A 20,993-nucleotide genomic window follows, 5' to 3' on the forward strand; every position below is an offset into this window, starting at 1 on the left:
CCAGTGTGCACCGCCGACCGGGGGCCCTTCCTGGTACTCGCGGTCCCAGGAAGACAGGGCACCTGGCTGCCCGCTCGCCCCGGGCGCAGCCTGGAGACATGACGACAACACTTATCACCGGAGCCAACAAGGGTCTCGGCTTCGAGACCGCCCGCCGCCTGATCGCCGCGGGACACACCGTCTACATCGGCAGCCGGGACGCCGAGCGCGGCCGCCGGGCCGCCGAACGGCTGGGGGCGCGGCTGGTCGTCCTCGATGTCACCGATGACGCGTCCGTGGCCGCCGCCGCCAAGGCCATCGAGGCCGACGGCGGACTGGACGTGCTGATCAACAACGCCGGTATCGAGGCACGGACGCCGGACGGCGGGGTGATCGGCGCCGCCGAGGTCACCGCCGACATGATGCGGACGGTGTTCGAGACGAACGTCTTCGGCGTGGTGCGGGTCACCCACGCCTTCCTGCCACTGCTGCGGCGGTCCGCCGCCCCGGTCGTGGTCAATGTCAGCAGCGGGCTGGCCTCGCTGGAGCGGGTCTCCACCCCCGACACCCCGACGCACGCCTATCCGGGGGTCACCTATCCGGCGTCGAAGGCCACGGTGAACATGCTCACCGTGCAGTACGCGAAGGCGTTCCCGCAGATGCGGATCAACGCCGTCGAGCCCGGCTACACCGCGACGGACCTCAACGCGCACACCGGCCACCAGACGGTCGAGGAGGGCGCCGAGATCATCGTCCGGATGGCCCAGGTGGGGCCCGACGGCCCGACGGGTGGGTACTTCGACATCGAGGGCGCTCTCCCCTGGTAGAGCGGCGGGCCGGTCGGCGACGCCGCCCTCACCGGGCCCCCGCGGTCACCTCGGCCCGGCTGTCCCGGGTGCGCCACAGCCACCTGATGTCGCGGGCGAAGGACCAGCTGAGCAGGGTCAGGGCGAGCAGGGCGGCGCCGAACGCCAGCGCGTAGGGCAGGACGTCGGCGCCGACGACCAGCAGCAGCACACCCTGGAGCGCGGCCACCGTCTTGCGGGCCGTGCTCGGCGGGAGCTGCCCGTTCAGCCAGGGCAGCACCCGGGCCGCGGCGACGAAGGCGTAGCGCATGGCGCCGATCAGCAGCACCCAGGGGCCGAGCGAGGTGGCCACATAGACGCTGAGCACCAGGATGAGGACAGCGTCGACCTCCATGTCGAACCGCGCGCCCAGCGAGGACGAGGTGCCGGTGCGGCGGGCCACCTGGCCGTCGACCGCGTCCAGGAGCAGCGCGACCGCGGTGAGGGCCACCAGGACGGTGACCGGCGGCGGGCTCTCGAAGGAGTCCGCGACCAGCGCGGTCACCCCGCCGACGAGCGTGGCCCGCGCCAGGGTGACGCGGTTGGCCGCGCCGAAGGAGACGAGCCAGGACCGCGACAGGGCGCGGGTGAGCACCGCCCAGGTGGCGACCGCGAAGGCCAGGCCGGTCAGCCAGCCCACGGGTCCCAGGTCGATCGCCGTGCCGAGCAGCACGAGCAGCAGCAGCTGCGCGGCCGCGCCCGCGGCCGTCTCGTTCCGCACCAGCGTCGTGTTGTAGGGATTGTTCAGGGCCACCGTGCACCCTCCGGGCTGTGTGGCGGAGTGGATGGGTGCCGCGTACCGTGTTCGCGGCTTCATGGTCACCGGTACGTGGGCCACCGCCCGATTGTTCAGCCCCTTTGGAGACGTCGTATGACGCGCACCGCCCGCGCCTTCTGGCTCCGCTCCCCCGGCCGTGGCGAGATACGGGAGGTGGCCCTGCCCGACCCCGGGCCCGAGGACGTGGTGGTGCGCACGCTGTGCTCGGGGGTGAGCCGCGGTACGGAGACCCTGGTCTTCCGCGGTGGCGTACCGGTGAGTCAGCACACCGCGATGCGCGCGCCGTTCCAGGACGGCGAGTTCCCCGGGCCGGTCAAGTACGGCTATCTCAACGTGGGTCTGGTCGAGGAGGGGCCGGCGCCCCTGCTGGGTCGCACCGTCTTCTGTCTGTATCCGCATCAGACCCACTATGTGGTCCCGGCGAGCGCGGTGACCCCGGTGCCGGAGGGCGTGCCCGCCCCGCGCGCCGTGCTGGCGGGCACGGTGGAGACCGCGGTGAACGCGGCGTGGGACGCCGCGCCCCTGCTGGGCGACCGGATCGCCGTGGTGGGGGCCGGGATGGTGGGCGCCTCCGTGGCGGCGGTGCTGGCGCGGTTTCCCGCCGTACGGGTGCAACTGGTGGACGCCGAGCCGGCGCGCGCGGAGGTCGCGCGGGCGCTCGGGGTGGGCTTCGCGCTCCCCGAGGAGGCGGTGGGCGACCTCGATCTGGTCGTGCACGCCAGCGCCACCGAACAGGGGCTCGCACGCTCGCTGGAACTCCTCGCCCCGGAGGGCACCGTGCTGGAGCTGAGCTGGTACGGGGACCGGCGGATCAGCCTGCCGCTGGGGGAAGCCTTCCACTCCCGCCGGCTGACGGTGCGCGCCAGCCAGGTGGGGACGGTCTCCCCGGCCCGGGGCGCCCGCCGCGGCTACGGCGACCGGATGGCGCTGGCGCTCGAACTGCTCGCCGATCCGGCCTTCGACGCCCTTGTCACCGGCGAATGCGGTTTCGAGGAGCTTCCCCAGGTGCTGCCGGGGCTCGCCTCCGGGGAGATTCCGGGGCTGTGCCACCGGGTTCGCTACGACGCGGAATCTGCCGTGTCATCCGTCTGAACACGGGGAACGTGAGGGCCGTACTAGAGGGCGTGCCCCGGCTGAGGGCCCGACGCGCCGTATCTGGAGGGTCATCCGTTGTTCAGCATCACCGTCCGCGATCACATCATGATCGCTCACAGTTTCCGCGGGGACGTCTTCGGACCCGCACAGCGGTTGCACGGGGCGACGTTCCTCGTGGACGCCACGTTCCGCCGTGCCGAGTTGGACGACGACAACATCGTCGTGGACATCGGCCTGGCCACCCGTGAGCTGGGGGAGGTGTGCGGCGCGCTCAGCTATCGCAATCTCGACGACGAACCCGATTTCGAGGGGATCAACACCTCCACCGAGTTCCTCGCCAAGGTGATCGCCGACCGCCTCGCCGAACGGGTGGCCTCCGGGGCACTGGGCGAGGGCGCCCGCGGGCTGTCCGGGATCGTGGTCACCCTGCATGAGTCGCATGTCGCCTGGGCGAGTTACGAGCGCGGCCTATGAGCCCGGCCGCACCGCGCACGGTGCACATCGTGATGCCCGGCGCCGTGGCCGACCCGGCCGCGCCGAGCGGCGGCAACGTCTACGACCGGCGGATCTGCCGGGATCTGCCCGGCGTCGGCTGGCGGGTCGAGGAGCATGCCATCGAGGGGGACTGGCCCCGGCCGGACCCCGCCGCCCGCGCCGAGCTGACCCGGATCCTGGCCGGGCTGGCGGACGGCACGGCCGTCCTGCTCGACGGGCTCGTCGCCTGTGCGCTCCCCGCCATCGTCGTCCCGCAGGCCCAGCGGCTGCGGCTGGCGGTGCTGGTGCATCTGCCGCTGGGCGACGAGACGGGGCTCACCCCCGGCAGGGCCGCGGAGCTGGCGGCACTGGAGGGCCGGACGCTGCGCTCGGCACGGGCGGTGGTGGCCACCAGCGCCTGGGCGGCCGGGCGGCTGGTGGATCTGCACGGGCTGGTGCCCGATCGGGTCCATGTGGCGGCGCCCGGCGCCGATATCGCCCCGCTCGCCGCCTCGGGCGGCGCGGGCTCACGGCTGTTGTGCGTGGCCTCGGTGACCCCGCGCAAGGGGCACCTGCGGCTGGTGGAGGCGCTCGCGGAGATCCCGGATCTGCCCTGGGCTTGCGACTGTGCGGGAGCCCTGGACCAGGACCCGGAGTACACCGCCCGGCTCCGGGAGCTGATCGAGAAGCTGGGCGTGGCCGACCGGGTGCGTCTGCTCGGCCCGAAGACCGGCGCCGAGCTGGACGCCGGTTACGCGGGTGCCGACGCGGTGGTGCTCGCCTCGTACGCCGAGACGTACGGCATGGCGGTGACCGAGGCACTCGCCCGGGGGATCCCGGTGCTGGCCACGGCCGTCGGCGGGGTGCCCGAGGCCATCGGGCAGGCCCCCGACGGCAGGGTGCCGGGCATGCTCATCGACCCGGACGACCCCGGGGCGCTCACGGCGGCGCTGCGCCGCTGGCTGGGCGACCCCGGTATCCGCCGCAGGCTGACCTCCGCCGCGCACGAGCGGCGCACCGCGCTGGCCGGGTGGGAGAACACCACCCGGAACCTGGCCGGTGCGCTGGAAGAGCTACGAGACGAACCGCGGAGGGCCGCGTGAAGACGACCGACGTACCGCGTTACACCCCCGACTGGCTGGAGCTGCGGGAGAGCGCCGACGCGGCGGCCCGCTCCCCCGAACTCATCGAGGAGCTCCGCCCCCGGCTGTCCGGCCCGCCGCTGGTGGTCCACGATCTGGGCTGCGGCACCGGCTCCATGGGGCGCTGGCTGGCGCCCAGGCTGAGCGGTCCGCAGCTGTGGATCCTGCACGACCGCGACCCCGATCTGCTGGACCGGGCGGCCCTGCGGATGCCCCGGGCGGCCGGTGACGGCAGCCGCATCGCCATCGCCACGGCGCGTGGCGACCTCGCCCGGCTGACCGCGAGCACGCTGGACGGCGCCTCGCTGGTGACGGCGTCCGCGCTGCTGGACGTGCTCACCGCCGAGGAGGTGGACGGGATCGCCGCGGCCTGCGCGGCGGCCCAGTGCCCGGCGCTGCTGGCGCTGTCCGTGGTGGGGCGGGTCGAGATCACCCCGGCCGATCCGCTGGACGCGGAGATCGGCGAGGCGTTCAACGCCCATCAGCGGCGCGGCTCTCTGGTGGGCCCCGACGCGATGGCGGTGGCCGCCGAGACGTTCGCCCGGTACGGCGCGACGGTACGGACCCATGCCAGCCCCTGGACGCTCGGCGCCGAACAGGCCGCGCTGACGGCCGAGTGGCTGCGGGGCTGGGTGGGCGCGGCCGTGGAGCACCGGCCGGAGCTGGCCGGGCGCGCCGAGGCGTATCTGCGCCGCCGGCTGGCGATCGCCGCGACCGGCGCGCTGCGGGTAGTGGTGCACCACCGTGATCTGCTGGCACTGCCCGCGTCCCGCACGATGGGGGCCGCCGCGTGACCGCCGCGCCGCGGGCCCGGCTCGGGGCGGCCGCGGGCGTCGCCATCCTCGGGGTGGTGCTGTGGCGGCTGGGCACCGGGGCCTTCGTGGACGGTCTGCGTACCATCGACGGCCCCACCCTGCTGGCGGCGCTCGGCCTCGGCCTGCTCACCACGGTCTTCAGCGCCTGGCGCTGGTGTCTGGTGGCGCGGGGGCTGCGGATCCGGCTGCCGCTGGGTCCGGCCGTGGCCGACTACTACCGCGCGCTGTTCCTCAACGCCGCGCTGCCCGGCGGGGTCCTCGGCGATGTGCATCGGGCGGTGCGGCACGGGCGGGACGCGGGGGATGTCGGCCGGGGCGTACGCGCGGTGGTGCTGGAGCGGGTCGCGGGCCAGGTGGTGCTGATCGCGGTGGGCGTGGCGATACTGCTGGCGCACCCCTCCCTGGCCCTGGAGCAGTTGGGCCGGCTGGCCGGCGGCCTCGGCGGCCGGACGGTGTGGGCGGCGGTGCTCGCGGGGTGCGTCGCGCTGCTCGTGACCGTGGCCGTCCGGCGCCGCCGCACGGCGCCGGTGACCGCGCGGCGGCGGGGCGCGGTCCGCGGCGCGCTGGCCGAGGCGCGCCGCGGGCTGCTGGCCCGGGGAAGCTGGCCGGGGGTGGTGGTCTCCTCGGTCGTGGTGCTGGCCGGGCATCTGACGACGTTCGTCCTCGCCGCCCGGGCCTCGGGGTCAGACGCTCCGCTGACCGAGCTGCTGCCCCTGATGGTGCTCGCCCTGATCGCCATGGCGCTGCCGCTGAACGTCGGCGGCTGGGGTCCCCGCGAGGGGGTCACCGCCTGGGCCTTCGGCGCCGCGGGCCTCGGCGCGAGTCAGGGGCTGACCGTGGCCGTGGTCTACGGGGTGCTCACCTTCACCGCGAGCCTCCCCGGTGTCGCGGTGCTGGCCGTCCAGTGGGGCGCCCGGTCGCGGGGCCGCCAGGTCGAGTTCGAAGAGGGTGTCCTCGCCGAGGGTGGAGCGGCGGACGGGCGGGCGCAGCGCGTCCCGCATGACCGGCGTCCCGTCGAAGCGCAGCCCGGGGACGCCGTCGCCGAGCAGCACCGGGGCCACGGTGACATAGAGCCGGTGCAGCGCCCCCGCGTGCAGGAAGCGGGACACGGTGACGCCGCCGCCCTCGATGAGCACCCGGCCCAGTCCGCGCCGCGCGAGCGCCCGCACCAGCTGGTGGGGGGCGAAGGCGTCGGGCTCCGTGAGCGTCAGCAGCTCCACCCCGTCCGGCGGCGCCGGCCGGCGCTCGCCGGTGGCTCCCACCACCCACAGGGTCGGAGCTGAGCCATCGGTGAACGCGCGTCGGTCGAGCGGCACCCGTCCGCGGGGATCGAGGACGACCCGTACCGGGTGGGTGCCCGCGCAGGCGCGGACGGTCAGCTGGGGGTCGTCCGCGACGGCGGTGCCGGCCCCGACGACCACCGCGTCGGCCAGGGCGCGCAGCCGGTGGAGATGGCGGCGGTCCTCCTCGCCGGTGACATAGTCGGCGTCGCCGGTGCGGGTGGCGATGAATCCGTCCAGGCTCTGACCGAGCTGAGCGATCGTCAGCCGCGGCCCGGCCAGGCACAGCGGGAGATAGCGGTCGACCAGGAGCCGGGCCTCCGGCGAGGCGGGCTCACTCCACCGCCGCCTGCCGTCCGGGCCCCGGACCAGACCGGCGTCCCCGGCATCCGCCTCGCTCCGGACGGAGCACAGCCGCGCCCAGGCCGCTTCCGTTTCCAGAAAGGTCATCACGCCTCCTTCTCGGCACCGACCAGGGAAAGATACTCGGCGAAGGAGTCGACAAGCCCGGCAAGCACTTCCTTTCCCTTATCCGCGGACGCCCTGGACGGTCGGCCGATGACGCCGGACTCCGTATAGGCGGACATACCGAGAGTGAGCAGATGTTTCCGTTCTTCGGATATCCAGTCGGAGGTTTCATGACCGGGCCGGACGAGTTCTGGATGGGCATGCAGGAGTATGGATGTCTCCAGTTCCCCCGCATGCATATCGCTGTGGGACGGGGTGCGTACTCCGGCGCGGTTCCTGGCGGCATCCCAGTCCGCCGATCCGGGGAATAGCGCCATAGCGAAGTCACCCCCGGCGGATTCCTGAACGATGTTGCGCAGTACGTAATTGCCGCCGTGTCCGTTCACCAGAATCAGACCGCGTATACCCGAGCGCCGGAGCGAGTCCGCGATATCGCGGACCACGGCGTAGAGGGTGGCCGCGGACAGGGATATCGTGCCTGGCCAGGCCGCATGTTCATGGGAGCAGGAGATCGTCACCGGGGGCAGGTGAAGCACCGGATAGACGGCGGCGATCTCGCCTGCGATCGTGCCCGCGATGACCGTGTCGGTCGCCAGCGGGAGAAATGCGCCGTGTTGTTCGAAGCTGCCTACGGGAAGCACGGCGACTTCGGCCCGGTCGGCCCGCACTTCCTCCGTCGTCCGTGTCGGCAACACCATGCCGGCCTGCGGGCGCGTTCCCGAACCGCTCATATCTCGTGGACCTTTCCTGTGTCGGCCGGACAGCTTGTTGCCCCGGCTTTGTCATTCTCCTGTACAAGGGCGGTGGTTTTCCAGATAAGATCGGGACATGACAGAAAGTGATGGCGTGTTCGATGTCGACGCCCGCCCCTCGGGTGTCGAACGAGTGGTGAATGTCCGGCTGTCCACGAAGCATGGCGACTTTCTCGCGATCGGCTACCGGGATCTCGTTCGCGGTGATGAACAAATGGCGCTGGTATACGGCGATGTCACCGGTGAGGAAGCGCTTACCCGCCTGCATTCGGAGTGCCTCACCGGAGACGCGTTCGGCTCCCGTCACTGCGAGTGCGGCGACCAGCTCTCCGCGGCACTGAAGGCGATCGTGGCCGAAGGCCGGGGCATTCTCGTCTATCTGAGGGGCCATGAGGGACGCGGGATCGGACTGCTCGCCAAGCTCCAGGCGATGAAGCTCCAGGCGGAGGGGCTCGACACCGTCGAGGCCAACCTCGCCCTCGGCCTGCCGGCGGACGCCCGGGACTACAAGGTCGCGGCGGATGTCCTGCACGACCTCGAGGTGCACTCCGTGCGGCTGCTGTCCAACAACCCCCAGAAGCGGGACGCGCTGCTGCGGCACGGCGTCAGGGTCAGCGAGCAGGTGCCGCTGCTGATGACTCCGCACAAGGAGAACCTCCCGTATCTGCTCACCAAGCGGGATCGCATGGACCACTATCTGCCCCATCTGGAAGCCGTGATCCAGCGCACCTGAAGAAGACCCTGACCCGAGGGCCGCGGCCCCGTCCACCGGCGTCGGCCGGGCGCGAGCCGCGGCCCGCCATCGGTGTGGCCATACCGCCGAACGGGCGATCAGTGCCCATATATCCGAGAATGGGGGTGCGTGTGACGTTCCGACGGACGACGATCAAGGGTAGGGACCATGGACCTGGAGATCGAGCTCCGGGTGGACGGGAGCGAGCACCGCCTCACCGTCGACACCCGTACGACGCTGCTGGACGCCCTGCGCGAGCAGCTGGGGAACACCAGCCCCAAGAAGGGCTGCGACCACGGACAGTGCGGCGCCTGCACCCTGCTGCTCGACGGCCGCCGGATCCTCGGCTGCCTCGCGCTGGCCGTCGCCCACCAGGGCGCGGACATCGTCACGGCGGCGGGGCTCACCAACGGTGAGCTGCATCCGCTCCAGCAGTCCTTCATCGCCCATGACGCCTTCCAGTGCGGCTACTGCACACCCGGTCAGATCGTCTCGGCGGCCGGCATGCTGCAGGAGGCCGGGGAGGGCTGGCCGAGTGCCGCGAGCAAGGATCTGGGCGCCACCGATGTGGTGCTCGACGACGAGGAGATCGCCGAGCGGATGAGCGGCAATCTGTGCCGCTGCGCCGCGTACGCGAACATCGTCCCGGCGATCGCGGAGGTGGCGCACCGATGAGGCCCTTTCGCTACGAGCGCGCCGATGAGGTGTCGGCGGCCGTCACCACCCTGGTCGAGGAGCCCGAGGCGGCCTATCTGGCCGGCGGGACCAATCTGGTCGATCTGATGCGGCTGGAGGTGGCGACCCCGGAGCTGCTGATCGACGTCCGGCGGCTCACCTCCGACCGGATCGAGGAGCTGCCCGACGGCGGGCTGCGGATCGGCGCGGCCGTGCCCAACAGCGATCTGGCCGCCGACTCCCGGGTCCGGCGGCGCTATCCGGTGCTCTCCCAGGCGCTGCTCTCGGGCGCCTCGGGCCAGCTGCGCAACCTCGCCACCACCGGCGGGAATCTGCTGCAGCGCACCCGCTGCCCGTACTTCCAGAACGTCACCACCGCCTGCAACAAGCGCACACCGGGCGCGGGCTGTTCGGCCATGGAGGGCTATCAGCGCGATATGGCGATCCTGGGCGCCTCCCCCACCTGCGTGGCCACCCACCCCTCGGACATGGCCGTCGCGCTGGCCGCGCTGGACGCGGTCGTGACGGTGGCCGGCCCGGCGTCCGAGCGGCGGATCCCGCTGACCGACCTGCACCGGCTGCCGGAGGCCGACCCCGAGCGCGACACCGTCCTGGAGCGCGGTGAGCTGATCACCGGGGTGGAGCTGCCGCCCCCGCACGCCGCGCTCCGCTCGCGCTACCGCAAGGTGCGCGACCGCGCCTCGTACGCCTTCGCGCTGGTCTCGGTCGCCGCCGCGCTGGAGGTCACCGACGGGGCGGTACGGGACGCGCGCGTCGCGCTGGGCGGGGTGGCGCACAAGCCCTGGCGGGCCATCACGGCCGAGGCGGTGCTGCGCGGCGCGCCCGCGACCCGGGAGAGCTTCGTGGACGCGGCGGCGGCCGAGCTGTCCGCGGCGCGGCCGCTGCCGGGCAACGCCTTCAAGGTCCCGCTCGCCCGCAACACGATGGTCGCCACCCTGCTGGAGCTGCTGGAGGAGGCGCGATGAGCCACGTCACAGCCCGCCCCCACGCCATCGGCATCCCGATGGACCGCGTCGACGGCGCGCAGAAGGTCACCGGCACCGCCACCTACGCCTATGAATGGCCCCTCGACCAGCCCGTCTATCTGTATCCGCTGCAGTCCACGATCGCCTCCGGGCGGGTCACCGGGGTGGACAGCGCGCTCGCGGAGGCGGAGCCGGGGGTGCTGGCCGTACTCAGCCATCTCAACGCCCCCACGCTGACCCGGCCCGACGATCCGGAACTCGCGGTCCTGCAGTCCGACGAGGTCGCCTGGCGCGGCCAGTTCATCGGGGCGATCGTCGCCGAGTCCCTGGAGACCGCGCGCCGCGCGGCGGGGCTCGTCCGCGTCGACTACGAGAGCCGGCCCCCCGATGTGGTGCTGCGCGCCGACCGCGACGACCTCTGCTCCCCGGCGCACGCCGCCACCTTCGGCACCGGCGGCGGAGAGCTGCAGGACGGCTCGCCGGCCGACAGTGCGCTGGGGGACGTCGACACGGCGCTGGCGGCGTCGCCGACCATGGTGGACACCACGTACTCCACGCCGATGTACCACAACAACCCGATGGAGCCGCACACCGCCGTGGTCACCTGGCGGGACGGTGAGCTGATCGTGCGCTGCTCCACCCAGGGCACTTACCTGAGCCAGGCTCTGATCTCCGGGGTGCTGGGGCTCGAGCCGGGGCGGGTACGGGTGATCTCCCCCCATGTCGGGGGCGGGTTCGGCTCGAAGGTCTACCCCCATTCGTACGCCGTGCTCGCCGCGATGGCGGCCCGGATGGTCCGGCGTCCGGTCAAGTTCTCCCTGACCCGGCAGCAGATGTTCGCCCTGGTCGGCTACCGCCCGGCGTCGATCCAGCGAATCCGGCTGGCCGCCGGCCGGGACGGCAGGCTCACCGCGCTCGCCCACGATGTGATCGAGCAGACCGCCAAGGCCAAGGGGTACGCGGAGCATGTGGCCGTCTGCTCCCGGATGATGTACGCGGCGCCGCATCGGCGCACCACCCACCGGCTGGCCCCGCTGGATGTCCCGGTGCCGACGATCATGCGGGCGCCGGGCGAGGCGCAGGGGATGTACGCGCTGGAGTCGGCCATGGACGAGATGGCGATCGCCTGCGGTCTTGACCCGGTGGAGTTCCGGATCCGCAATGAGCCGGAGGTGCACCCGGAGTCCGGACTGCCGTTCTCCAGCCGCCATCTGACCGCCTGTCTGCGCGAGGGCGCCCGCCGGGCCGGATGGGGGCACCGCGACCCGACCCCCCGGGCGCGCCGCGAGGGGCGCTGGCTGGTGGGCACCGGCGTGGCCGTCTCGACGTATCCCTCCCCCCGCTTCCCCGGCAACGCGGCCACCATCCGGATCGGCCCGGACGGCCGCTACACGGTGCGGATCGCCGCCGCCGACATGGGCACCGGCACCTGGACGGCGCTCACCCAGATCGCCGCGGACGCGCTGAGCGTCCCGGTCGGGCAGGTGGAGATGCGGATCGGGGACACGGCGCTGCCGGCCGCGTCGGTCGCCGGGTTCTCGGCCGGCATCAACAGCTGGGGCACCGCGATCTGGGAGGCGGCGGACCAGTTGCGGGCCCGGCTGCGGTCCGAGCACGGCGGTATCGCGCCGCCGGAGGGGCTGGAGGTCACCGCGGAGATGGCCGGCGGCAACCCGGACGCCGAGCGCTATGCGATGCACAGCTTCGGCGCCCAGTTCGCCGAGGTGCGGGTCGACGAGGACACCGGTGAGCTGCGGGTGACGCGGCTGCTGGGGATGTTCGACGTGGGCCGGGTCATCAACCCCAAGACGGCCCGCTCCCAGCTCATCGGTGGGATGACCCAGGGGATGTCGATGGCGCTGTACGAACACAGTGTGCTCGACCCGCGGTTCGGCCATGTGGTCAACCACGACTTCGCCCAGTACCACATCGCCTCCCACGCCGATGTCCACGCGGTCGAGGCCCACTGGCTGGACGAGCCCGATCCGTACACCAACCCCATGGGGGCCAAGGGCCTCGGCGAGGTGGGCATCGTGGGCACCGCCGCGGCCATCGGCAACGCCGTGCACCACGCCACCGGTGTCCGGGTCCGCGAACTGCCCATCACCCTCGACAAGCTGGTGTCCTAGCCATGGCCGCGGCACCGATCCTGGTGACCGGCGCCGCGGGGAGCGTCGGAGGCGTCGGCCGCACCGTGGTGGAGGAGCTGCGCCGACGCGATCTGCCGGTGCGGGCCATGGTCCACCGGGAGGACGAGCGGGCCGACGCCCTGCGGGCGATGGGCGCGGAGGTGGTGGCGGGCGATCTGGCCCGCGCCCCGGATGTGGTCCGCGCGCTGGACGGCTGCGGACGGATGTACTTCGGCCTGAGCGTGTCGCCGGGGTATCTGGAGGCCACGGTGACGACGGCGGCGGTCGCGCGCGCGTACGCGCGGCTGGAAGTGCTGGTCAACATGTCGCAGATGACGGTCTCCCAGATGGACTTCACCAGCACCACGGAGTCCGATCAGCACCGGCTGCAGTGGCTGGGCGAACAGGCCCTCGACTGGTCCGGGCTGCCCGTCACCCACCTCAGGCCCACCGTCTTCATGGAGAATCCGCTCTTCTCCGTCTTCGTCTACTCCTCCATCGCGCGGGAGGGCACGATCGGGCTGCCGTTCGGCACCGGGCGCACCTCCCCGGTCGCGGCCCGGGACGTCGCCGCGGTGGTGACGGAGATCCTGGTGGACCCCACCTCGCACATCGGCAAGACCTACCATCTGACCGGCCCGGCCTCCGTCGACATGACCACCATGGCCGCGGAGTTCGCCGACGCGCTCGGCCGGCCGGTCAGCTATGTCGACGTCTCCTACGAAGCCTGGGTCAACCACGATCTGCGGGCCCTGGGCCTGCCCGACCACGTCTTCCGGCATCTGGCGACCATGGCCCGGCTGCACGCGGAGAACCGCTACGACCGCCGGACCGACGACATCGAGACGATCACCGGGAGGCCCGCGACCGGGGTGCGGGAATTCGTCGGCACCCACCCCGAGATGTTCACGGCCTGAGAGCGGGTGGGACGAGAGGGTACGCACGTAGGAACGGAATCGCGGTGCGAGTACTGCTGGGCATCATCGGCGCCGTCATCGTGCTGGGCCCCGCCGGGCCAGCCTGACCGCCATCGACTTCTGCGCGGCGGCCACCGGCCCCATCGTGGTCGGCCTGCAGATCGGCTATCTGCCCACCCTCTACAACGCCTATCAGCGCCGCGAGACCGAGGTCACCCTGCTACAGACCCGGGCCGGCGCGCCGCCCTGGGGTCCGCAGATCCTCGCCCGCTACGCCCAGGTCGAGCTGCTGGACGACATCGGCGACCTCTTCCGCGGGGAGCGGTGGTGCGCCGTGGTGAGCGAGACCCACACCACCTATCCGATCCTGATCCACTTCCGCTCCCCCAAGGCCGACCGCAACTGGCTGATCGCCCTGCTGGCGGTGCTGGACGCGGGCGCGCTGCGGCTGGCCTTCAACCCCTCCCAGCCCCATGCCGAAACCCGGCTGGCGCTGCGCGCGGGCTACGTCTGCCTGCACGACATCGCCGATATCCGCGGCATCCCGTACGACGCGGACCCGCACCCGGAGGATCCGGTGCGGCTCGGCTACACGGACTTCCTGCGCGGGGTGGAACAGATGCGCACCTACGGCTATCCGATGGAGCGCACCGCGGAGCAGGCGTGGCCGCACTTCCGCGGCTGGCGGGTGAACTACGAGACGCTCGCCCACCGACTGGCCCAGGACATCGACGCGGTCCCGACCCCCTGGTCGGGCCCGCGCCGCACCCCTCTGTCGGTCCGGTCCCCGGTGACCCCGATCGACCGGCGTCCGACGGGGTAGGCCCGATGCGGCGGACGGTCCGCGGTCCCGTGGCGCCCGGCCCCGGGGGCGGCCGGTCTCAGTCGGCCCAGGCACCGCTCCCGGCGGTCTCGCAGACGTAGTCGGCGAAGTCCCGGGGCGCACGGCCCAGGACGCGGTGGACGCCGTCCCCCAGACGCGCGTTGCGCCCGTCCAGCAAGGTGGCGAACAGGTCGGTCAGAAACGCCCCCAGCTCGTCCGGCAGCCCGTGGTCGCGCACCAGCGCGGCCCCGTACTCCTCGGCGGGGACCGGCACATAGCGCACCGCGCGGCCCGTCGCCCCGGCGATCTCCGCGGCCGCCTCGGCGAAGGTCAGCAGCCTTGGCCCGGTGATCTCGTAGCTCCGGCCCGCGTGTCCGTCCCCGGTCAGCGCCGCGACCGCGACCTCGGCGATGTCGTCGGCGTCCACGAAGGGCTCCTTCACGTCCCCGGCCGGGAAGACGATCTCGCCGTCGAGCACACCGCTGCGCAGGATGCCCTCGTCGAAGTTCTGGAAGAACCAACTCGCCCGCAGCACGGTCCACTCCACACCCGGCACCCGCACCGCCTCCTCGGCGGGCAGCGCCGCCTCCACGCCCCGGGCGGAGAGCAGCACCAGCCGCCGGGTGCCGCTCCCGGCCGCCCGTTCGGCGAAGGCGCGGAGGGTAGCGGCGGCGCCCGGGTCGCAGACGTCGGGGTAGTAGGCGAGGTACGCCGCGGCGGCGCCGTCCAGCGCGGGTTCCCAGGTGCGCGGATCCTCCCAGTCGAAGGGCGTCTCGCCGGACCGGGAGCCGATCCGCACCGGGTGCCCGGCCCGGATCAGCCGGTCCGCGACCCGGCGGCCGGTCTTGCCGGTGCCGCCGAGCACCAGGACGGTCGTCGGGTCGGCGGGCTGTGCCGGCGCGTGCTGTGTTTCCGTGTGGTGTGTCGTCATACGGCCAGTCAACTCGCGGGTGGTGAGACGGGCCATGGCCGAGAGGCTCGGCCGCATAAGCGAGCGTCTACGCTGTGCGCCATGGACGCGCTGGCGAGTCTGCTGGACGGCCCGCGGGCCCGGGGGGCCTTTCTGCTGCGGGTCGTGATGGAGCCGCCCTGGGCGGTACGGATCGAGGACCGGGCCCCGCTGTGCGTGATGACCATGGCGCGCGGCGAGGCCTGGGTGGTGCCGGACGAGGGCGAGGCGGTGCGGCTGCGCCCGGGGGACGTGGCCATCGCGCGCGGCCCGGCTCCGTACACGGTCGCCGACGACCCCGCCACCGCGCCGCAGGCGTGGATCCTCCCCGGTGAGGTGTGCCGCACGGCGGACGGCGCGGATCTGGCCGAGGCGATGGCGCTGGGGGTGCGCACCTGGGGCAACAGCCTGGACGGCTCGGCCACCATGCTCATCGGCACCTATCAGCTCGACGGGGAGATCAGCGGGCGGCTGCTGGACGCGCTGCCCCCGCTGCTGGCGCTGGACGGCGAGGTGTGGGACTGCCCCCTGATGCCCTGGTTCGGCGAGGAGATCGTCAAGGACGAGGCCGGGCAGGAGGCGGTCCTGGACCGGCTGCTGGATCTGCTGCTGATCTCCGTGCTGCGGGCCTGGTTCGCCCGGCCGGAGGCCCGGGCGCCGGGGTGGTACCGGGCGCTGGGCGACCCGGTGGTGGGCCGTGCCCTGCGGCTGCTGCAGAACAACCCGGCCCATCCGTGGACCGTGGCCGGGCTCGCCGCCCAGACGGGCGTCTCGCGTGCGGCGCTGGCCCGCCGCTTCACCGCGCTGGTGGGCGAGCCGCCCATGGCGTATCTGACCGGCTGGCGGCTGGCGCTCGCGGCGGATCTGCTCCGGGACCCGGCGAGCACCCTGGCGGCGGTGGCCCGGCGGGTCGGCTACGGCAGCGCGTTCGCCCTCAGCGCCGCCTTCACCCGCGAGCGCGGCCTCAGCCCGCGGGCGTACCGCGAGGCGGCAGTAAGCGCGGCCAACGCTTTCGGCAACAAAAGCTAACTCGATTTTTGCTTTTGCGGCGGGGACGCTGAAGGCATGTTCCCGCGCATCGCCTCTCCCCGTCTTCTCGCCCTGGCCGGCACCGTCGTGCTGTGGGCCTCGGCCTTTCCCGCCATCCGGGTCGGTATCGAGGGGCTGGGGGTGGCCGGGCTGTCGTTTCTGCGGTTGAGCAGCACCTGATAGGCGGTCATGCCGGTGGCCCCGCACGGGGCGATCATCGGCAGATCATGTCGTCGCGGCAGACGTACCTTTGTGAACGGCGCCACCAGCAGCAGCGCGAGAGCCGCGACCCCGAGCAGCGCGCCTGTGGCGCCGCCGGGTTCGTCCCGGACATCCGGGTGCGCAGCAGCGATTTCGCCGTGCTGACGGCCCTGGTCGCCGCGGGAGCCGGTGCCGCCCTGGTGCCCCGTATGGCGCTGCCGGACACCCTCGCGCCCGTCAGTCTGCATCCGCTGGTCCATCCCGTCTCCCGGACCGTCTTCACCGTCGGCCGTGCGGGCACCGGCAACCGTCCCGGCCTGCGGCATGTGCTGGAGCTGCTCCGTGATCTGGCCCCGGGGCCTGATGGCGACCGCGGCGAGGCCGCGCGAGGCGATTGATTCCGCGCCTGCGGCAAGGGGCGGCGTCGGTGCGGCGCGCGGGCCGTCTCAACCGGCGGGCCCTCTCAGCCCGCGGGCGCGCCGCGCCGCGGCATGCGGCGGCTGATGGGGGACACCCGCAGACAGCCGTCCGGCCCGCAGGTGGTGGCGCGGTCGTAGAGGTCCATCAGGCGGCGGGCGCCGCGGGCGATGTCGTAGCGGTCGATGGCGTCCGGGACCGGAAAGCGCAGCGGGCCCGCGGCGGCCTGCCGGCGCAGGGCGTCGGCGAGGGCGGCCGGGCCGGGGGCGATACGGCGGGCGCCGGGGACGGCGCCAGTGGGGAGTTCGTCGAGGGCGGGGCAGACGGTGTGCAGCACCGGCAGCCCGGCCGCCAGCCCCTCCAGCGCCGCGAGGCCGAACGCCTCCTCGGTGGACGGCGAGACCAGCACGTCCATGGCGGCCAGCAGTCCGGGCAGCCCCGCGGGCCGGTCGTCCGGCGGGGCCACGGCGCCGTCGCGCTCGCCCAGCAGCCGCACCCGGTCGGCCGCGCCGAGCCGGGCGGCCAGGTCCTCCAGGGCGGGACGCTCGGGGCCCTCGCCGACCAGCAGCAGCCGGGTGTCCGGCACCTCGGCGACGGCCCGCACCGCCGCGTCGAACCGCTTGTCCGCCACCAGGCGGCCGACCCCGCCGACCACGAAGGCCCGGTCGGGGAGGCCGAGACGGGCGCGGGCGGCCGCCCGTGCGGCCGGTTCGAAGCGGAAGTGGCGGGCGTCGATCCCGTTCGGCACCAGATGGATCCGGGGGTTGGGCACGCCCCAGTCGCGCAGCCGGTCGGCGACGGCGGCCGAGACGGCGACGGTGGCCGAGCCCAGCCGCTCGGCGGCGAGATAGCGGGCGCGGAGGGCGGCCGTGAGCGGTCGGCCGTCGATCCGCCGCTCGCCCAGGCTGTGTTCGGTGGCGATGACCGGCCGCACCCCGGCCAGCCGGGCGGCGATCCGGCCGAGCACACACGCCCGGTACAGATGGGTGTGCACCAAGTCGTAGCCGCCGGAGCGGATGATCCGCACCAGCCTGGGCACCGTGGTGAGCTGGCGCTCGCGCCCGACGCCCAGGGGCACATGGGTGACCGGGACGCCGTCCGCGCGAATGCCGTGCGCGGTGGCGCCGGGGTCCGAGAGGGCGATGACGTCACAGCGCACCGGCAAATGGCGCAGCAGCAGCCTCAGTTGCTGTTCGGCTCCTCCGGCCCCGAGGCGGGAGATGATGTGCAGGACTCTCATCGGGCGACTGCGCCCCATCCTCCGTATTCCGATGGGCTTCGATCGGTGCCGACCCTGCCAGACGGCGGGATGTAAATCACGTAAGACGCGCACCGCTGGGCCGTCGGAGTGGATGCCTTACGGGCCCTCGACAAGGGCGCGCCGAATATTCGATGTGCACGGCCAGTCCCCATGGGATTGTTACCTTCTCATCTCGCGCGATGACCTGAAGAATATGGCCCGTATGGGTCATCGCGGCGCGCCATTCGGTTCGAGCCAGCCCCGCGGGAGTGCCCAGATGTCTGCACCGACCCCCGTCAGAGATTCCCCCCGGAAAGCCACCGCACACGCCGTATCCGCCGGGCCGCCGCCCGCGCGTACCGCGTCATCCCGCGCCCCGCACCGCCGTTCCGCCTCGGTGTACGAGTACAAGCGGTACAGCGAGCTGGCGGGCCCGTTGACCAACGCTCCCACGGACCGCCCCTACCGGGTGCGCTGCCGGAGTCTGCTGGCGCAGGAGCCGCACCGGATCCGGGCCGCGCTGCTGCTGTGCGCGGCGCCGGTGTGCTCGGCGCTGCTGCTGCTGTGGCTGCTGCACCCCGATCACTGGCTGGAGCGCGCCTACGCGCCGTGGTGGCAGCGGGCGGCGGACCTCGCGATGCTGGTCTCGATCGCGCTGATCGAGGGCTTTCGCCTGTTCACGGTCGTCTCCAACGCCCATGCGACGCTGGTGGCGCGGGATCCGGTGCCGGTGGTGGCCGAGCCGGGGACGCGGGTGGCGTTCCTGACCAGCTTTGTGCCCGGCAAGGAGCCGATCGCGATGGTCCGGGCCACGCTGGAGGGGGCGGTGCGGATCCGGCACACCGGGCCGCTGGACGTATGGCTGCTGGACGAGGGGGACGACGAGGAGGTCAAGGCGCTGTGCGCACGGCTGGGCGTACGGCATTTCTCCCGCAAGGGCATCGAGAAGTGGAATCAGCCGAAGGGCGCTTTCCGGGCGAGGACCAAGCACGGGAATTACAACGCCTGGCTGGACGCGCATGGTGACGCGTATGAATTCATGGCGTGTGTGGATACCGACCATGTGCCGCTGCCCAACTTCCTGGAGCGCATGCTGGGTTACTTCCGGGATCCGGATATCGCCTTTGTGGTCGGTCCGCAGGTCTACGGGAATTACGACACCCCGGTCACCAAGGCCGCCGAAAGCCAGCAGTTCCTTTTCCACGCGCTGATCCAGCGGGCCGGAAACGCCTATGGCGGCCCGATGTTCGTGGGCACCAACAACGCGGTGCGGATCAGCGCGCTGCGCTCGATCGGCGGGCTGTACGACTCGATCACCGAGGACATGGCCACCGGCTTCGAGCTGCACCGCCACCGCAACCCCGCCACGAGGAAGCGGTGGCGCTCGGTCTACACCCCCGATGTGCTCGCGGTCGGCGAGGGGCCGAGCACCTGGACGGACTTCTTCACCCAGCAGATGCGGTGGAGCCGCGGCACCTACGAGACGGTGCTCAAGCAGTTCTGGAAGGGCCCGTTCACCCTGTCGCCGGGCAAGCTGCTCAACTACTCGCTGATGATCGCGTACTACCCGATGACCGCGCTCAACTGGATCCTCTCCGCGCTGTCGTGCGCGCTGTTCCTGGTGCTGGGCGCGGCCGGGATCCACATCCCCGCCGAGCTGTGGATGATGCTCTACAGCGACGCGGCGATGCTGCAGATCGGGCTGTACATCTGGAACCGGCGGCACAACGTCTCCCCGCATGAGCCGGAGGGCTCCGGCGGGCTGGCCGGGATGCTGCTCTCGGCGCTGTCGGCCCCGATCTACGCCAAGTCGCTGTGCGACGCGGCGCTGCGCCGCACCAGCCGGTTCGTGGTCACGCCCAAGGGCGACTCGTCCAGCCCCGACCGGCTCTCCACGTTCCGTATCCATCTGCTGTGGGCCGCGGTGTTCGGCTCCTCTCTGGTCGCCTCGTTCTTCCTGGGCCACGCCCATGCGGTGATGCGGACCTGGGCGGTGCTCGCCCTCGCGCTGTGTCTGGCGCCGGTGGCGGTCTGGTCGGTGGGGCTGGTACGCCGCGGCCGGAAGCGCCCGGCGCGCGGAACGGTGCCGACGGCGCGCGACGCGGCCAGCCCCTGTGCGGCCCCGAAAGCGAAGAACAAGAAGAACAAGAACAAGAGCAAGAACGAGGACAAGGAGAAGGCGCCGGTCTGCGCGCTGTGACCGGCGGCCGGGCGGCTAGTGCCGGCGGGGCGCGTTACGGGCCAGATCGAGCGCGTACGCGGTCCACCAGCGGCCCGCCGGGGGGCCGCCGTTGCAGGTCCCGTCGGACTCTCCCGGCCGCTTGATCCACAGATAGGCGTCCACGAGGCGATCACCGGTGGTGGTGCTGGGCCGCTCGCCCAGCGCCCGCCCCGGCGGATTGCACCAGGAGTCCCGGGCCCGGATACCGTGCCGGGCCGCGCCGCGCAGCCGCAGCGGACCGTTGCCGTTCCGGCTGGTGTCGATGACGAAGTGGGCGCCGTCGAGGGCGGCGGAGAGCCGGTGGCCGTACGCCACGGTCCGCCGGGTCGGCTGGAAGTTGGAGACGTTCAGCGCGAAGCCGTCCGCCTGCTCGACACCGCCCTCGCGCAGCGGCCGCACCAGCCGGTGGGGATTCTTGATCCAGCCCGGGTTCCCCGCGTCCACGTACACCTGGACGTGCGGCAGGGCGGCGAACATGGCGACCGCGTCGCGCAGCATCGCCAGCCGGGCGGTGCGCAGCCTGGCCGGTACGCAGCCGTCGACGAGCTGGGCCACCGCGTCGGGTTCCAGGACGACGATCGCCTCGCGGTCGCCGATGCCCAGGGTGATCTGCTCGATCCAACGCCGGTACGCATGGGCGCTCCGGGCCCCGCCCGCCGAGTACCGTCCGCAGTCCCGGTAGGGGATGTGATAGGCGACCAGGACCGGGGTGGACCCGGTGCGCGCCGCGGATGCGGTGATGAAGCGGACCCGTTCACGGGGCGGCGCGGGGCCGAGCCACTCCGCGACCGGCTGCTGGGCGATCTGCCGGATGAGCGCGGCGTCGCGGTTCTTTCCCTCGTTCCGCCGCTCACGGACCTGCCGGGCGGCCGGGCTGTCCGGGTTCACCCAGAGCCCGCCATGCCTCGGCGGGGCGTCGAACATGCGGCACCCGCTCAGCGGCAGCATCGCCACGGCGCAGAGGGCGACATGCGCCCCAAGCCGCATAACGGACTTTGTTGCACCTCTCTCGCGCATGCGACGCATCATGGCACCGGGTGTCATG

General features: G+C 72.8%; 20 protein-coding genes and 2 pseudogenes. 16 read left to right on the top strand and 6 right to left on the bottom strand.

Annotated elements, in window-relative coordinates; all coding sequences use genetic code 11:
* Nucleotides 1-98: 98 nt before the first annotated feature.
* Nucleotides 99-806 (top strand): SDR family NAD(P)-dependent oxidoreductase, encoded by a 708-nt coding sequence (locus tag AS97_RS12100; protein ID WP_210564880.1) that lies wholly within the window; start codon nt 99-101, stop codon nt 804-806.
* Nucleotides 807-834: 28 nt separating this feature from the next.
* Here AS97_RS12100 and AS97_RS12105 read toward each other — a convergent pair whose 3' ends face one another.
* Entirely contained in the window at nt 835-1,578 is a 744-nt protein-coding gene (locus AS97_RS12105) for a CDP-alcohol phosphatidyltransferase family protein (protein WP_059147000.1), read from the bottom strand.
* A 117-nt stretch (nt 1,579-1,695) separates the two neighbouring features.
* Between AS97_RS12105 and AS97_RS12110 the strand changes: the two genes are divergently transcribed.
* The 5 genes and pseudogenes from AS97_RS12110 to AS97_RS12130 form a co-directional block, all read left to right on the top strand.
* Entirely contained in the window at nt 1,696-2,694 is a 999-nt protein-coding gene (locus AS97_RS12110) for a zinc-binding alcohol dehydrogenase (protein ID WP_059146999.1), read from the top strand.
* A 78-nt stretch (nt 2,695-2,772) separates the two neighbouring features.
* On the top strand, nt 2,773-3,171 hold the full coding sequence (locus AS97_RS12115) for a 6-carboxytetrahydropterin synthase (protein WP_059146998.1): 399 nt from the start codon (nt 2,773-2,775) through the stop codon (nt 3,169-3,171).
* Entirely contained in the window at nt 3,168-4,274 is a 1,107-nt protein-coding gene (locus tag AS97_RS12120) for a glycosyltransferase family 4 protein (protein WP_059146997.1), read from the top strand. Before AS97_RS12115 ends, AS97_RS12120 begins: the two co-directional genes overlap by 4 nt.
* Nucleotides 4,271-5,107, top strand: a complete 837-nt coding sequence (locus AS97_RS12125; protein ID WP_059146996.1) for a class I SAM-dependent methyltransferase — start codon at nt 4,271-4,273, stop codon at nt 5,105-5,107. The genes AS97_RS12120 and AS97_RS12125 overlap by 4 nt, the downstream gene beginning before the upstream one ends.
* Nucleotides 5,104-6,024 (top strand): annotated as a pseudogene (locus tag AS97_RS12130) (lysylphosphatidylglycerol synthase transmembrane domain-containing protein); the annotation flags it as partial. The gene AS97_RS12125 and the pseudogene AS97_RS12130, both read left to right, overlap by 4 nt.
* 192 nt (nt 6,025-6,216) lie before the next feature.
* On the opposite strand, the pseudogene AS97_RS47305 reads toward AS97_RS12130, so the two are convergent.
* A pseudogene (locus AS97_RS47305) lies at nt 6,217-6,858 on the bottom strand (RibD family protein); the annotation flags it as partial.
* Nucleotides 6,858-7,607, bottom strand: a complete 750-nt coding sequence (locus AS97_RS12135; protein WP_210564882.1) for a creatininase family protein — start codon at nt 7,605-7,607, stop codon at nt 6,858-6,860. The pseudogene AS97_RS47305 and the gene AS97_RS12135, both read right to left, overlap by 1 nt.
* A gap of 97 nt (nt 7,608-7,704) precedes the next feature.
* On the opposite strand from AS97_RS12135, the gene ribA reads away from it, so the two are divergent.
* The 6 genes from ribA (at nt 7,705) to AS97_RS12165 (ending at nt 13,891) form a co-directional block, all read left to right on the top strand.
* Nucleotides 7,705-8,361 carry a GTP cyclohydrolase II gene (ribA, locus tag AS97_RS12140; protein WP_210564883.1) on the top strand — a complete coding sequence of 219 codons (657 nt, stop codon included), beginning with the start codon at nt 7,705-7,707 and terminating at the stop codon, nt 8,359-8,361.
* 168 nt (nt 8,362-8,529) lie between these two features.
* On the top strand, nt 8,530-9,036 hold the full coding sequence (locus AS97_RS12145) for a 2Fe-2S iron-sulfur cluster-binding protein (protein WP_086708412.1): 507 nt from the start codon (nt 8,530-8,532) through the stop codon (nt 9,034-9,036).
* Nucleotides 9,033-10,022, top strand: a complete 990-nt coding sequence (locus AS97_RS12150; protein ID WP_059146992.1) for a xanthine dehydrogenase family protein subunit M — start codon at nt 9,033-9,035, stop codon at nt 10,020-10,022. Before AS97_RS12145 ends, AS97_RS12150 begins: the two co-directional genes overlap by 4 nt.
* Nucleotides 10,019-12,151: a xanthine dehydrogenase family protein molybdopterin-binding subunit gene (locus AS97_RS12155; protein ID WP_059146991.1), complete on the top strand. Its 2,133-nt coding sequence runs from the start codon at nt 10,019-10,021 to the stop codon at nt 12,149-12,151. Before AS97_RS12150 ends, AS97_RS12155 begins: the two co-directional genes overlap by 4 nt.
* 2 nt (nt 12,152-12,153) lie before the next feature.
* The gene (locus AS97_RS12160) at nt 12,154-13,068 is read left to right on the top strand and encodes an NAD(P)H-binding protein (protein ID WP_210564884.1); all 915 of its coding nucleotides are present in this window, start codon (nt 12,154-12,156) and stop codon (nt 13,066-13,068) included.
* Nucleotides 13,069-13,213: 145 nt separating this feature from the next.
* Nucleotides 13,214-13,891 (top strand): hypothetical protein, encoded by a 678-nt coding sequence (locus tag AS97_RS12165; protein WP_247204341.1) that lies wholly within the window; start codon nt 13,214-13,216, stop codon nt 13,889-13,891.
* A gap of 58 nt (nt 13,892-13,949) precedes the next feature.
* On the opposite strand, the gene AS97_RS12170 is transcribed toward AS97_RS12165, so the two are convergent.
* Entirely contained in the window at nt 13,950-14,822 is an 873-nt protein-coding gene (locus AS97_RS12170) for an NAD(P)H-binding protein (RefSeq protein WP_236669823.1), read from the bottom strand.
* 81 nt (nt 14,823-14,903) lie between these two features.
* Between AS97_RS12170 and AS97_RS12175 the strand changes: the two genes are divergently transcribed.
* Genes AS97_RS12175 through AS97_RS12185 form a run of 3 tightly spaced genes read left to right on the top strand, consistent with a single transcriptional unit; the run spans nt 14,904 to nt 16,468 of the window.
* Nucleotides 14,904-15,869 carry an AraC family transcriptional regulator gene (locus AS97_RS12175; protein WP_210564885.1) on the top strand — a complete coding sequence of 322 codons (966 nt, stop codon included), beginning with the start codon at nt 14,904-14,906 and terminating at the stop codon, nt 15,867-15,869.
* Nucleotides 15,870-15,905: 36 nt separating this feature from the next.
* Nucleotides 15,906-16,049 (top strand): hypothetical protein, encoded by a 144-nt coding sequence (locus AS97_RS12180; protein ID WP_236669824.1) that lies wholly within the window; start codon nt 15,906-15,908, stop codon nt 16,047-16,049.
* Nucleotides 16,050-16,096: 47 nt separating this feature from the next.
* Nucleotides 16,097-16,468 (top strand): LysR substrate-binding domain-containing protein, encoded by a 372-nt coding sequence (locus tag AS97_RS12185; protein ID WP_210564886.1) that lies wholly within the window; start codon nt 16,097-16,099, stop codon nt 16,466-16,468.
* Between the two features lie 65 nt (nt 16,469-16,533).
* On the opposite strand, the gene AS97_RS12190 is transcribed toward AS97_RS12185, so the two are convergent.
* Nucleotides 16,534-17,727: a glycosyltransferase gene (locus tag AS97_RS12190; protein ID WP_210564887.1), complete on the bottom strand. Its 1,194-nt coding sequence runs from the start codon at nt 17,725-17,727 to the stop codon at nt 16,534-16,536.
* A gap of 277 nt (nt 17,728-18,004) precedes the next feature.
* On the opposite strand from AS97_RS12190, the gene AS97_RS12195 reads away from it, so the two are divergent.
* On the top strand, nt 18,005-19,927 hold the full coding sequence (locus tag AS97_RS12195) for a cellulose synthase catalytic subunit (RefSeq protein ID WP_086708418.1): 1,923 nt from the start codon (nt 18,005-18,007) through the stop codon (nt 19,925-19,927).
* A 15-nt stretch (nt 19,928-19,942) separates the two neighbouring features.
* On the opposite strand, the gene AS97_RS12200 is transcribed toward AS97_RS12195, so the two are convergent.
* The gene (locus AS97_RS12200) at nt 19,943-20,965 is read right to left on the bottom strand and encodes a glycoside hydrolase family 6 protein (RefSeq protein WP_125757507.1); all 1,023 of its coding nucleotides are present in this window, start codon (nt 20,963-20,965) and stop codon (nt 19,943-19,945) included.
* Nucleotides 20,966-20,993 lie beyond the last annotated feature (28 nt).

The sequence above is a fragment of the Streptomyces sp. AgN23 genome (assembly GCF_001598115.1).
In the GTDB taxonomy this organism is placed as follows: Bacteria; Actinomycetota; Actinomycetes; order Streptomycetales; family Streptomycetaceae; genus Streptomyces; species Streptomyces antimycoticus.